This is a genomic window from Chryseobacterium sp. CBSDS_008 (genome assembly GCF_049959325.1).
In the GTDB taxonomy this organism is placed as follows: domain Bacteria; phylum Bacteroidota; class Bacteroidia; order Flavobacteriales; family Weeksellaceae; genus Chryseobacterium.
In genome coordinates this window covers 61,629-75,650 of record NZ_CP188202.1, presented here as the reverse complement: position 1 = coordinate 75,650, position 14,022 = coordinate 61,629, and the positions used below count along the sequence as shown (strand labels likewise).

General features: G+C 37.9%; 10 protein-coding genes. 5 read left to right on the top strand and 5 right to left on the bottom strand.

Annotation, left to right across the window (positions count from 1 at the left end; translation table 11 throughout):
* Positions 1-20: 20 nt before the first annotated feature.
* Positions 21-1,280 carry a TCR/Tet family MFS transporter gene (locus tag ACP3T3_RS00295; protein ID WP_426477964.1) on the bottom strand — a complete coding sequence of 420 codons (1,260 nt, stop codon included), beginning with the start codon at positions 1,278-1,280 and terminating at the stop codon, positions 21-23.
* A 182-nt stretch (positions 1,281-1,462) separates the two neighbouring features.
* Positions 1,463-4,372: a protein translocase subunit SecD gene (gene secD, locus ACP3T3_RS00290; RefSeq protein WP_426477963.1), complete on the bottom strand. Its 2,910-nt coding sequence runs from the start codon at positions 4,370-4,372 to the stop codon at positions 1,463-1,465.
* 217 nt (positions 4,373-4,589) lie between these two features.
* Here secD and ACP3T3_RS00285 point away from each other — a divergent pair, with 217 nt between their 5' ends.
* Complete coding sequence (locus tag ACP3T3_RS00285) at positions 4,590-5,960, top strand: PQQ-dependent sugar dehydrogenase (protein WP_426477962.1); 1,371 nt, start codon at positions 4,590-4,592, stop codon at positions 5,958-5,960.
* Between the two features lie 160 nt (positions 5,961-6,120).
* Here the strand turns inward: ACP3T3_RS00285 and hemN are convergent, their stop codons facing one another.
* The 3 genes from hemN to ACP3T3_RS00270 form a co-directional block, all read right to left on the bottom strand.
* Positions 6,121-7,479 carry an oxygen-independent coproporphyrinogen III oxidase gene (gene hemN, locus ACP3T3_RS00280; RefSeq protein ID WP_426477961.1) on the bottom strand — a complete coding sequence of 453 codons (1,359 nt, stop codon included), beginning with the start codon at positions 7,477-7,479 and terminating at the stop codon, positions 6,121-6,123.
* A 173-nt stretch (positions 7,480-7,652) separates the two neighbouring features.
* Positions 7,653-8,666 (bottom strand): WD40/YVTN/BNR-like repeat-containing protein, encoded by a 1,014-nt coding sequence (locus tag ACP3T3_RS00275; RefSeq protein ID WP_426477960.1) that lies wholly within the window; start codon positions 8,664-8,666, stop codon positions 7,653-7,655.
* 45 nt (positions 8,667-8,711) lie between these two features.
* The gene (locus ACP3T3_RS00270) at positions 8,712-10,229 is read right to left on the bottom strand and encodes an amino acid permease (protein ID WP_426477959.1); all 1,518 of its coding nucleotides are present in this window, start codon (positions 10,227-10,229) and stop codon (positions 8,712-8,714) included.
* Between the two features lie 444 nt (positions 10,230-10,673).
* On the opposite strand from ACP3T3_RS00270, the gene pnuC reads away from it, so the two are divergent.
* The 4 genes from pnuC (at position 10,674) to mltG (ending at position 13,935) form a co-directional block, all read left to right on the top strand.
* Positions 10,674-11,348, top strand: coding sequence for a nicotinamide riboside transporter PnuC (gene pnuC, locus ACP3T3_RS00265; RefSeq protein WP_426477958.1), 675 nt, complete (start codon positions 10,674-10,676; stop codon positions 11,346-11,348).
* A gap of 4 nt (positions 11,349-11,352) precedes the next feature.
* Positions 11,353-12,021 carry a hypothetical protein gene (locus tag ACP3T3_RS00260; protein WP_426477957.1) on the top strand — a complete coding sequence of 223 codons (669 nt, stop codon included), beginning with the start codon at positions 11,353-11,355 and terminating at the stop codon, positions 12,019-12,021.
* An 89-nt stretch (positions 12,022-12,110) separates the two neighbouring features.
* Entirely contained in the window at positions 12,111-12,878 is a 768-nt protein-coding gene (gene dapF, locus ACP3T3_RS00255) for a diaminopimelate epimerase (protein WP_426477956.1), read from the top strand.
* Between the two features lie 31 nt (positions 12,879-12,909).
* Positions 12,910-13,935: an endolytic transglycosylase MltG gene (gene mltG / locus ACP3T3_RS00250; RefSeq protein ID WP_426477955.1), complete on the top strand. Its 1,026-nt coding sequence runs from the start codon at positions 12,910-12,912 to the stop codon at positions 13,933-13,935.
* Positions 13,936-14,022: the final 87 nt, after the last annotated feature.

Here is a 14,022-nt window from a genome sequence, read left to right as displayed (position 1 = left end):
TATATATGCTCTGAATACATCTATTTTTCCTGAAAATCTTTTTTCGGGGCTACATCAACCAGATTTTTATTTTTTTTCTGAAATGCAGAATAGGTAATTACCACACTGAGAGCCATTAAAATAAATGCCAGGAAAAAAGGTGCCCCCGAAAACTTGAAAGGTGCTTCATCATGCGTGAAATAATAAAACAGATTCGTCATCATTGGAGGTCCGATAATAGATGTAGCGCTCATCAAGCTCGTTAATGCTCCCTGAAGCTCACCCTGCTCATTGGAAGGCACGCTTTTCGTAATAACAGACTGTAAAGCCGGCCCGCAGATTCCCCCAAGGCAATATGGAATTAAAAAAACAAACATCATCCAGCCTTCCGATGCAAAGGCAAACAACAGCATTCCTACTGCATAGAAAGCCAATCCGTAATAGATACTTTTCTGTTCTCCCAACCTTGGAGTGGTATATCTGATAAGGCCTCCCTGTACAAGACCTACCAATAAACCTACAACGCCCAATGAAATTCCCACCATTCTTTCCGTCCAGCTGAACTTATACATGGTAAAGAAGCTCCAGTTACTCTGTACGGCATGCCCTGCGATATAAATTAATATTAAAGAAACGATCAATCCGGAAATTTCAGGGTGTTTGCCTAAAAATTTAAATGAACCAATAGGATTCGCACGCTTCCAGTCGAATTCTCTTCTTTTATCTTTATCCAGACTTTCAGGAAGGATGAAATATCCGTAAAGGAAATTAAGCAGACATAAGCCCGCTGCCGCATAGAAAGGAACCCTGGCCCCATAATGTCCGAGAACTCCACCCAGAACAGGTCCAATGATAAACCCGAGCCCAAAAGCGGCTCCTATCAGTCCAAAATTTTTAGCCCTGTCTTCATCAGTGGAAATATCTGCAATATAGGCACTGGCGGTAGTTACACTCGCACCGGTAATTCCGGCAATAATCCTTCCCAAAAACAGCCACCAGATTGTGGGCGCCAATGCCAGGAAAATATAGTCTACGGCAAATCCGAAAAGAGAGATCAGGATAACAGGCCTCCGTCCGTATTTGTCACTTAAGTTTCCAACCAACGGGGAGAATATAAATTGGGTAAATGCATAGGCAAATCCCAGCCAGCCGCCATATTTTGCCGCTTCACTGATATCTGCGTGAATGAGCTCCTCAATTAATTTGGGAACCACAGGAATAATGATTCCCCATCCTGTAATATCAATCAGTAAAGTAATAAATATGAAGCCTATGGCTGCTTTTTTCTTTGAATTTTCCATGATGGTGCAAAATTAATCAAATCTGAAAAATAATGATTCTAAATTATGAATAGTTAATATGAATACTAAAAAAAAAGTAAAGCCAACATGTTTATGAATAGTGGACCACTATTTTTTTGACTTTAGCTTAAAAAAAGGCCGTCTCTTTCGAAACGGCCTTTACTAATTTATTGTAGTTTGTATTACTTTGAAGCAAGTTCTTCTTTTGCAGAAGTGGATTTTCCATGTACCTCTTCTTCTTTTCCTGTTTTAAGGAAGTCGTAAGCAATTGCAGACGCAACAAAGATGGATGAGTACGTACCGAATCCAATACCGATTAACATCGCAAACATGAATCCTCTTAAGTTATCACCACCGAAAATGAAGATCGCAAGGATCACCAAAATCGTAGTGAATGAGGTGTTGAATGTTCTACCCAATGTACTTGAGATAGAGTCATCAAACAGACCTGCCAATGTTAAAGACTTTTTCTCTCTCAGGTATTCTCTGATTCTGTCGAAGATAATTACCGTATCGTTAATTGAATACCCCAATACTGTAAGGATCGCAGCGATAAAATCCTGGTTGATCTCCATGTTGAAAGGCATATATTTGTGAAGCAGTGAATACGCTCCTAAAATAATTACCGCATCGTGGAATAGAGCAGCAACCGCTCCAAGAGAGAACTGCCATTTTCTAAATCTTATAAGGATGTAGATGAAGATCATTGCCAGTGCAGCTAATACCGCATAGATACCATGAGTCTGGATATCATCAGCAACAGAAGGTCCTACTTTCTCAGAAGAAACAATTCCTGCGTGGTCTTTATCAGCAGATTTGAAATCTTTCAATGTAGTTCCTGCCGGTAAGTTTGATTTTAAACCTTCAAATAATTTTTGCTCTATAATCTGGTCAGCTTTTAAAGATTCATCCTCAATAAGGTAATCCGTAGAGATCTTTAATTGTCTGTTGTTTCCAAAAGTTTTAGCTTCTACAGAAGAGTTTTTACCGTCTTCAGTTTTGAATAATGCTACTAATTTATCTTCAACATCTTCAGCTTTTACATCTTTATCAAATCTTACCACATAGTTTCTACCCCCGGTAAAATCGATACCGTATTTGAAACCGTGCGTTGCAATTGAAATGATACAAACAACTGTAAGAACAGCAGAAATGATGTAAGCATATTTTCTTTTTCCGATGAAATCGATCCAGGTATTTCTGAACAGGTTCTTCGTAGCCGGAGTCCATACAGAAAGACCTTTTCCTTTATTTAATCTTGAGAAGATCATTACTCTTGAAAGCAATACAGACGTGAATAAGGTCATCAAAATACCGATCATCAGCGTCAATGCAAATCCTTTGATAGGTCCTGTTCCGAAGAAGAACAATACAACCGCCGTTAGGAAAGTCGTAGTGTGACCGTCAATAATCGCATTCAATGCATGTTTGAAACCATCTTTATAAGCTTCAAGAATACTTTTCCCGGCGAATAATTCTTCTTTAGTTCTTTCATAAATGATAACGTTCGTGTCGACCGCAACTGCCATCGTAAGAACGATACCTGCGATACCTGGAAGCGTAAGCGTAAAGTCTCCCGAGTCCATGATACCGAAAATATAGAATAAGTTGATCACCATTGCAATTACCGCATATACACCAGCTCCGCCATAGTAGAAAATGATATAAACGATGATAATAGCAAATGCGATTATGAACGACATTAAACCAGAGTCAATAGCCTCCTGTCCTAAAGATGGCCCTACAACTGTAGCCTGAACTACTTTTGCACCTGCAGGTAACTTACCGGCACCTAATACGTCTACCAATTCTTTAGCTTCTTCCTGAGAGAAGTTACCGGAGATTTGAGTTCTACCGTTAGGGATAGCATTCACAACGTTCGGAGCTGTATATACTCTGTTATCAAGAGTTACAGCAACTGGTTTTCCAACGTTTTTCTCAGTTAATGTTTTCCATTCTTTTGCCCCTTTAGAGTCCATCTGCATATCTACCACTACTCTGCTTAGTTCATCGTAGCCGATACTTGCAGTTTCAACAGCACCGTCTACCGGAGCCTTTTGATTGATGTTACCCCTGATGGCATACAATACTAAGCTTTCGCTATCTGTAGCTTCAGGTTTGTAACCCCACATGAACTGTGTATATTTAATGTTAGCCGGACGTAAAGACTGACCTACTTTGCTGTTTAAGATTTTGTTTACAACAGCAGTATCGGATAATTTTACGTTAGCAACACCATTTGTTCTTAATTTGTCAAGCTGTAAAAGGTTCATGAAGTTTACATTCTTTGCAACTCCCATAGAATCTCCTTTTGCAGCAACCATAGTTGTCAGCGTCTGGAAGTAAGGTGCAATTTCAGGAACCTGCTGTACTTCCCAGAACTGAAGTTTTGCAGAAGTCTGAAGCATTTTCTTTACTTTATCGATGTCCTTCATACCAGGCATTTCCACAGAAATTCTCGCTGTACCAGGTACTCTCTGAACGTTTGGCTGGATCGCTCCAAGCTTGTCAATTCTCGTTCTGATTACCTCAAAAGCTGTTCCTACAGATGCATCGATTTTTCTTTTAACAATGCTTTTCACCTGCTCATCAGGCGTGTTGTACTTCACCTCAGTAAGGGTTGTATTTCCGAAAATTTCCGGATCTGCCAACTTAAGGTTTGTTCCTTTAGCTTTGTTTATTACATCGAACTGCTCAAAGAAGTTGTCGATGTAAGGTTTAGTAGAATTCTTCTGTGCTTCATCAGTTTTGTTTAAAGCCTCAATAAGAACAGGATTTGTAGAATAATTGGTCAAATCATTCACAAGATCTCTCTGGTTGATTTCCAAAAGAACGTTGATCCCTCCTTTCAGGTCAAGACCAAGTTTCATTTCCTTGTCTTTGGCTTTAGTGTAATAAAGTTTTGTGAATCCTAAATTCAAAGTATCCTTAGATAATCTTGCGATTTCTTTTTGATACTTCTCCGGATTGTCTCCTGCAATAGCAGTCGCCTGCTTTTCAATTTTGCTGGCGTACCATGTTGGTAATAGCTCGTTTAAGCAAATCAACCCTAGTACAATAGCGACAATTGTAATAAGTCCTTTTCCTTGCATTTTGTTATAACTACGTTAAATTAAGTCGGCAAATATAATGATTTTCTTGTATTTTATGAATTTTTAACAACAGAAATGGTTTATTTCCAGATATATTGGTATTGTGATTTCTATTTAAGATTTAACAATTTTTTTATACTATCATAATGAAGTCTTCAAAATTTGATTGGTATAAAATTTTCATTCACTTTTACAACACACTAACCCTCAAAATATTATGAAAAAACTACTTTTTAGCATCAGTATTTTTTCTTCCTTAATTGTTAATTCTCAAAGCATTAATTTGGAAGAATTTGTCACAGGGCTTACGAGTCCTGTAGAGATCACGAATGCCAATGACAGCCGGCTTTTTGTTGTCCAACAGAACGGTATCATAAAAATTATTCAACCCAGCGGGACAATTAACGCCACTAATTTTCTGAACATCAGTTCAAAAATTGTTTTTGGCGGTGAAAGAGGCCTTCTGGGTCTGGCATTTCACCCGCAATACTCTACCAACGGGTATTTTTTTGTGTATTATAACAACCCTGCAGGAAATATTATCGTCGCCAGGTACAGCGTGAGTTCCACAGATCCTAATGTTGCTGATCCCAGTTCTGAAAAGATTCTGCTGAATATCCCCAAACCATTCGATAATCATAACGGAGGAAGCATTCACTTTGCCCCTGACGGAAAACTCTGGATCATCACCGGAGACGGAGGAAGCGGCGGTGATCCTAACAATAACGCTCAAAACAAGAATTCACTATTGGGAAAAATGCTGAGAATAGATGTGGATGCAACCGGTCCCTACAACATTCCTCCTGATAATCCTTTTGCAGGAACCGGTGTGGATGGCGCAGACGAAATATGGGCTTACGGCCTCAGAAATGCATGGAAATTTTCTTTTGACCTTACTACCGGCAATGCGATGATTGCTGATGTGGGCCAGGGTGCCATAGAGGAAATCAACAAAATGCCTATTACCCAGGCCGGCTTAAACTATGGCTGGCGTTGTTATGAAGGTAATAATGCCTACAATACGTCAGGATGTGCTGCACAGTCTACAATGACCTTCCCTATTGCGGTATATGATCATTCCGGCGGGAAATGTTCTATTACAGGTGGTTACGTCTACCGGGGAACGCAGTATCCCTCGCTTCAGGGAAAATATTTCTTCGCAGACTATTGTTCTACCCAGATCGGAATTCTGGATAGCAATAATGCCATAACATGGACTTCTCCTTACACCGGAAACAATTTCTCTACGTTTGGGGAAGACTATCAGAAAGGACTGTATGTAGCAGCCGTGAACAGTGGAAAAATATTTAAAATAACTACAGGAACTTTAGGAACCCAGGAAAATAATACCTCCGGAACGATAAAAGTTTATCCTAATCCTGCATCAAAAGAAATTTTCATTGAGGGTATTAAAGATAAAAAAACTGTTTTGGAAATGATCAGCGCAGAAGGAAGAAAAGTGCTTGAAACGGATCAGATTACGAATGGCAGATCTATCAATATTTCAGGGATTCCTGCCGGAGTGTATTATATTAATCTGAAATCCGGAGAACTTAAATCTTACAGTCAGAAATTAATCATTAAATAAAACCGTTATTCAAGATAGCATGGTTTCGTGAACTATGTCCGTAAACTTTCAGTTTATGCTCAGCCTAACAGTGATTCCATTACAAGCTGAATAACAACAGTACTTCAACTAAAATTTTAAAGCCAACAAAAAAGCGGTTCAGAACTGAACCGCTTTTGTATTATATGGTCATGGAAAAAATCCTTGTTTCAGGTTTATTCCTCATCATTCTCAGGTCAAAAACCATAGCTACATTTCTCGTAAATGCCCTGCCGGCTTCGGTAATTTTAACTTCTGTACCATTGATCTCAACCAAACCGTCATTTTCCATCTCTTTCAACATTTCCAGTGCATTTTCAAGCTCGGGGAAAGAATTGTTGATATCAAAGGTGGTTTCAAGCTGGCACATCAGGTTCAGAATATGTCTTCTTACGATAAGATCCTCTTCACTCAGAACGTGTCCTTTAACCACAGGAATTTTCCCTTCTTCAATCATTTTCTGATATTCTTCCACCGTTTTTACATTCTGTGCAAAAGCATACCATGAATCTGATATTGCAGACATCCCAAGTCCTACCATCAGCTGGGTTTTGCTTGAAGTGTAGCCCATGAAATTTCTGTGAAGTTTTTTATGAATTAAAGACTGGTACAGGTCATCATGCTCAAGAGAAAAGTGATCCATACCCACTTCAATATACCCTAAATCCTGAAGGAGTTTTTTACCGTCTTCATATAAACGGCGTTTTTCCTCCCCGCTTGGCAGGTCATTTTCATCAAAACCCCGCTGCCCTACTCCTTTTACCCATGGAACATGGGCATAAGAATAGAATGCAAGCCTGTCCGGTTTCAGTTCCATTGTTTTTCTGATCGTATGTTCCATGGCATCCCAGTTCTGGTGCGGCAATCCGAAAACAAGATCATGGCTGATTCCTCTGTACCCGATTTCCTTCGCCCATTCTGTAACATTTTTTACGTTTTCAAAGGGCTGGATCCTGTTGATCGCTTTCTGGACTTTAGGATCGTAATCCTGAACTCCAAAGCTCACTCTCCTGAAACCAAGGTCATATAAAGTCTGAAGGTGTTCTTTCGTGGTATTGTTGGGGTGTCCTTCAAAAGAAAATTCCGGATGCTCTGCAATATCTACTGTAGAGAAGATTCCTTCCAGTAATGTTCTTAGGTTCTCAGGGGAGAAAAATGTGGGAGTACCGCCTCCAAGGTGTAATTCTTTCAGTTTAGGTTTTTCGTTGAAAAGATCAAGATACAATCTCCATTCTTTTAAAACACTTTCCAGATAAGGTATTTCCACACTGTGCTGTTTGGTAATACGCTTATGGCATGCACAGAATGTGCACAATGCCTCACAGAAAGGTAAATGGATATAAATAGAAATTCCCTCCTCCGCATTGCTCTCATGAAAAGACCTGATGACAGTTTCCTCCCATTTTTCCGGTGAAAATGTTGATTCATCCCAATACGGAACGGTAGGATAAGAAGTGTAACGCGGTCCGGGAATATTGTACTTATCTATTAAAGAATTCATTTTGAACATAAAATTTATAAGGCATGAAATTTAACATAATAAATTTCATCCTACAAAATTAACCATTAGTTATGAATTTTAACCTATGAATTATATTAGGTTCTATTTTATAATGAGTCTAAATACCTATGATCAGGCTTTTGGCAAATAGTGATAAATTCTATTCCTGATATTTACAATTTTAATTTCATAACTGCAATCCTGTCTTTTCCTGCAAAAACAATGCGGTTACCCTCTATCCACTGGCAGACAAAAAAGCCCTTCTCATCGGAAATTTTCTTCCATGTTTTTCCAAAATCTGAGGAATAGCTGATGTGTTTGTCTCCCACTGCAACAATTTCTTTCCCTTTCGATCCCGGCTTAATTTTTACACAGGTAGTATATCCTGCATTCTGTCCGGAAGCCTGAATATGCCAGGTTTTACCGCCATCATTCGTAGTGGCAATATTATTGACATTAGCATCCTGTTTTGTATAATCCCCGCCAGCAGCAATTCCAAAATGATCATCGTAAAAATCTATAGAATACATTCCCTGGGAAGATTCCCCCTGTATAATGGGTGTATTGAAAACTTCAATGTTTTCATCTTTCAGATTCATTCTTACAATTCTTGAAGCTTTTCCTCCGGTGGCGATCCATACATATTTTTTTGTGGATGAAATATTGGTATTACTGGCGGCAAAAGCAGCTTCACCCTCATTTAATATTATATTATTCTTAAACATCCCCCATTTCCCATCTTTATACACCGCCAGCTTCAGCCGCTGATCTTTATCTGAATCACTGAAGGCATAAGCAAGCTTATCATCTACAAAGTGCAAAGCATCATAGAAAGCGGTTTTTGCAGTATCTTTAAAAACAATCCGGGATTTCAGATCTTTTTTATCGATAGTAAAAAAACGTCCCGGGCTTTCAATATTGATAGCGTAAAAAGAAGTTTTATTCTGTGCCAGTGTTCTGAACTGAAGTTTCTCTTCAGATAACTTTATCTGTTTCTGATTCTTGTAGTCGTTAAGGTCTACAAAACCAAATTTTGAATCCGTACCGCTGTACCAGACTTTGCTGTCATATAATTCAAGGGCTCTGATACTGATTTTATCATTAAAAATGGTTTCAAAGCTTTCCACCTGTTGGGAAAATACTGTAAGTCCTGCGGACAGAAATATAATGGAAAAAATCTTTTTCATAGTATAATATTGGGACGAAAAAAACCGCCGAAGCGGTTTATATGATTAATCTTGGTTCTGATATTTTTCAGGATTGTTAAGTTTACTGTTTGATTTTCCGTAAAGGAAATATACCAAACCTCCTAAGCATAACCATACAGCAGAAAGCTCCAATGCATGGGCACTTAAGTTAAATATCAAATAAATATTGATAAACACTCCCAGTGCTACTACGATTTTATAAGCAGGAACTTTGAAAGGTCTGATTAAATTAGGTTCTTTCTTTCTCATTACCCAAACGGCAACACAAACCAGTGTAAATGCAAACAGGGTTCCGAAACTGGTCATATCTGCCAATGTTGAAATCGGGGTAAACGCTGCGATCAACGCTACTACAATTCCCAACAAAATGATTCCTTTATAAGGTGTCTTTGTTTTTGGGTGAAGCTGTCCGAAGAATTTAGGAATCAAACCGTCTTTTGCCATTCCGATGAAGATTCTTGACTGTCCCATCATCATTACCATTACTACGGAAATTAATCCTACAGTAGCAGCAATGGTTACGATATTACTCGCCCAGTGTTTTCCGGCAATTTCAAAAGCATAGGCTACAGGAGCTTTAATGGCATCCGGATATTTTCCTTCCGGGTTAAAGTCTGTATAATGCATCATCCCTGTTAATACAAGAGATACACAAATATATAAAGCTGTACAAACCAATAATGAAGCAATAATTGCAAAAGGCACATCTTTTTTAGGATTTATAGCTTCTCCCGCCTGTGTAGAAACAGCATCAAAGCCAATATAAGCAAAGAAAATAGCGGCAGCTCCGGAAATAATCCCTTTAATACCATAGGCAGAAACCAGGTCACCCTCGGAGTTTCTGATCTTTACCGGATCCGGAATAAAAGGCTTCCAGTTTTTAACACCGTCTACGGCATTATACAAATCAGTATTAGAGAAAATGATATACACTCCTGCGATAATTACAAAGATAACAGCAGAGGTTTTCATCAAAACGATCAGGTTATTAGCGCCTGCAGCTTCTTTCGTTCCTTTTACCAACAATGCAGTAATCAGAAGAACAAGAATGAAAGCCGGCAGGTTCATAGAAAATCCGTCTCCGGTATAACTTGCAGGATCTGAAGTGAGATAAGTCGGTAAATGAATATTAAAAATTTTCAGAAATTTATTAAAATATCCGGACCAGCTCACAGAAACTGCCATGCTCGCCATGGCATACTCAAGGATAAGGCACCAGCCCATGGCCCAGGCAAAAATCTCTCCTACTGTTCCGTATGCATATGCATAAGCTGAACCTTCTACAGGAATAATGGATGCAAACTCTGCATAGCATAATGCAGCAAAAACGCAGGCAATTCCTGCTATGATAAAAGAAATCGCAAGTGCTGGTCCTGCATGATAATAGGCTCCCGTTCCGGTAAGAACAAAGATTCCGCCACCAATGATAGCACCCACTCCAATTGCTGTTAAACTCCATTTTCCAAGGACTTTTTTCAGCTCACTTTTCTTCATATCTGCCTCATAGGCACTTAGTGGCTTTTTAACCCAAATTTTTGACATGTTTTTTATTTATTAAGGATTTACGAAAATATAAAAAAATTATAAACTCTCACGTTAATCGTTAAAATTTCATCATTTATTTTACATTAAAAACTTTAAAAACCTGAACAACACCTTATTCATAGTATTCCTCCAGGCATGAAGTTTTCTCGCTCTGGTTACGAACCATATAATTAGGGAGTCAGTTATGATACAAATATGCTGTAATCCGTTGTTTTACACAAAAAAAGAATGTAAAGATAAATAATGGTGACTATAGTTTGAAAACGACTGTAATGTCATTATTATTTGACAACTGCTTTAGAACAAAGAAACAGAATTCCTGGTTAATCATCTCTTCCCATGGAATTTTCACAAACAGGAAAACTTACGGGAACGTTATGATATTGGATAAATTGTAAGAAAAACATCTAAAAAAAGTAAGATTTCGTTATTTTTGATGATATGAATTTATATGATCTTTTCATAAAGCCTTATAAAGGTTATGATACATTACAGATTATGCTGGAAGCTTCGGGAGCCGTCCTGGGAACCCTGAGTGTTTATTTTTCGATTAAAAAAAATATCTGGGTATACCCTACCGGCATTGTCTCTACGCTGATTTATGTCTATATTCTTTTTAATTTCGGTTTGCTTGGAGACTGTCTGATCAATGTATATTATACTGTGATGAGCATCTACGGATGGATTTTATGGGCTAAAAACTCTCAAGATCATATTCATGTGGATGTCACCTGGGCAGCCAAAAAGGAATGGCTCTTTGCCGCCATACTTTTTATACTGAGCCTGGCACTTGTTACCCTTATTTATTATTACAAACCTTATATTGATCATCAATTTTCTATGGAAGGAACCAGCCTCGGATTGTATCACCTCGACTGGGCGAATTGGATGGATGTTTTCACCACTTCAATATTTTTAGTTGGAATGTGGTTTATGGCCAAACAACGCATTGAGAGCTGGATTTTCTGGATTATCGGAGATATTATCTGCATTCCCATGATGATTTTTAAGGGACTTGGAATCACTTCGGTTCAATATTTGGTATTTACTATAATGGCTATCTTAGGATACCTTAATTGGAAAAAAAGTTTTAAAGAAAAAAAGTACATACAATAAAGTCATGAAAAATTTATTAAAAATAGCAGTCAGTATTTTTGCTATTGCCAGCTTAACATCTTGTTTAGCATATACCGATGGATATGGAAGCAATAATGGTGGTTATGGATATGGTGATCCCTATTATAACAACGGGTATTACTATGCACCTTCCGGATATTACGGAAGTGGCGGATATTATGGTAATGACGGCTATTATTACAGAAATAACGTTAATTATTACTATGATAATGGAATTCCTTACTATTATGATAATTACAATAACTCCAGAAGAAAAGTCTACGTAGAAAGAAGATCTTCTTCTTCCTCGAGACCTCAAAACGGATTCCAGAATACACGTACAACGAATAGTAACGGCTCATACAATAATAACGGAGGGTTCAATAACAGAAGCTCCAATAGCAACAGTGGATTCCGAAACCAGAATAGCGGTTACCAGAACAATCAGGGAAACCAAAACAACAGCGGATTTAGAAACTCCAACGGCAACAGCGGATTCAGAAACCAAAGCAGTGGTAATCAGAACAATCAGGGAAACCAGAATAACAGCGGGTTCAGAAATTCTGAAAGCAGCAGCAGATCAGAATCTTCCGGCGGTGGATTCCGAAACAGCTCAGGCAGCCAAAACAGCAGCTCAAACCGACAGCAGAGCAGCGGAGGCGGCTTTAGATAAAACGATTATAAATAAGGAAACGAACAGCTAACACTGTTCGTTTTTCATTTTAAATATATTAATTTTGCTTCTTTATTTAACAAAGAATTATGGAATTTTATAAATATCAGGGAACAGGGAATGATTTTGTAATGGTAGACAACCGTGATCTGCAGTTTACTAAAGATAAAGATATTATTGAAAAGCTATGTGACAGACGTTTTGGAATAGGTGCTGACGGCCTTATTCTATTAGAAAATGATGCTGATTATGATTTCAAAATGGTGTACTACAATTCTGACGGAGGAGAAAGCACCATGTGCGGAAACGGAGGAAGATGTCTTGTCGCTTTTGCTTTTTTCCTAGACATTTTTGAACATAAATGCAGGTTCATCGCTACAGATGGCGAACATGAAGCTGAAATCCATAACGGAATCATTAAATTAAAAATGATCAATGTGGACACGATCTCACATGACGGAAACGACTTTGTTCTGAACACCGGATCTCCCCACTATATAAAATATGTAAAAAATCTAAACAATTATCCCGTTTACGACGAAGGATATGGAATCAGAAATTCCGAAACGTATAAAGAAAAAGGAATTAATGTGAACTTTGTAGAAAAAATTTCCGATAATGAAATTTTCGTAAGAACCTATGAACGAGGCGTTGAGGATGAAACTTACAGCTGCGGAACAGGAGTTACAGCTTCTGCTTTAACTTTTCTGCAAAAACATAATCTAACCTCTGTAAAAGTTAAAACTTTAGGCGGAAACCTTAAAGTATATGCTGAAAAAAGCGGTGATGCATTCCATAATATCTGGCTGGAAGGTCCCGCAAAGCAAGTTTTTAGAGGCAAAACAGATCTTCTTTAAAAACAAAAACTTTTAATCAACATTTATAAGAATGAAAAAAACAATTCTCATTGTCATTCTGCTGATTTTTATAGTCGCAGGATTTTTTGGTTTGAGATTTTATAATAAATATTTAGGAAATAATGTAGAAAAAGACGGCTATGTTCTGATTCCTCATAGAGCAGGTTTCAAACAGATCATGGATTCTATTGCTCCTTATATTAAAGACAGGGAATCTTTTGAGGCCGTGGCTAAAGAGAAAGGTCTTGACACCAGTTTTAAAGCAGGGCGCTATCATATCCAGAGCGGGACAGGAAACAAGAACCTTGTCAATATGATCAAAGCAGGTAACCAAGCAGCAAATTCTTACAGAATCGGAGATTTTGGAGATATGTACCAGATGATCGGTAAGGTAACCAAAAAGACGGAAATTGATTCACTGCATTTTGTGAATGATCTGGATGCCGTTGCAAAGGAGAAAGGCTATAACAATGCTGAAGATTTAAAAAAATATTTTTTCATTGATACTTATAATTTTTTCTGGACAGTAAGTCCGAGAGAATTTTTCGCAAAATTTGAAGATCAGTATAATGATTTCTGGACGAGCGAAAGAAAAAACAAAGAACAGCAGTCCGGTCTTACAAGAGATCAGGTGTATGCTCTGGCTTCTATTGTTTATAAGGAATCAGGAGGAAAAAAAGATGAAATGAAAACGATTGCCGGATTATATTTAAACCGCTACAGAAAAGGAATGAAACTTCAATCCGACCCTACGGTAATTTATGCGATCAATAAACAGACAAATTTTAAAGAACCAATAAAAAGGGTATTTTATAAGCATTTATCTACACCATCACCTTATAACACCTATGCCAATGCGGGTATTCCCCCGGGGCCAATTTGTGTAGTGGATAAGAACTCAATAGATGCTGTTTTAAATGCTGAAAACAACAATTATATATTTATGTGCGCTGATCCGGCAAGATTCGGGTACCATAAGTTTACAGCAAGTGCAGAAGAACATGCTGTGAATGCAAAGGCTTATCAGGACTGGCTCAACTCAAAAAATATAAAATAGGCTTAGAAAGCACCTAAAAAATTTATACAGTTAAAAAACAATAAACGACCATAATATTTTGATGATCAAATCAATATGAACATTTAA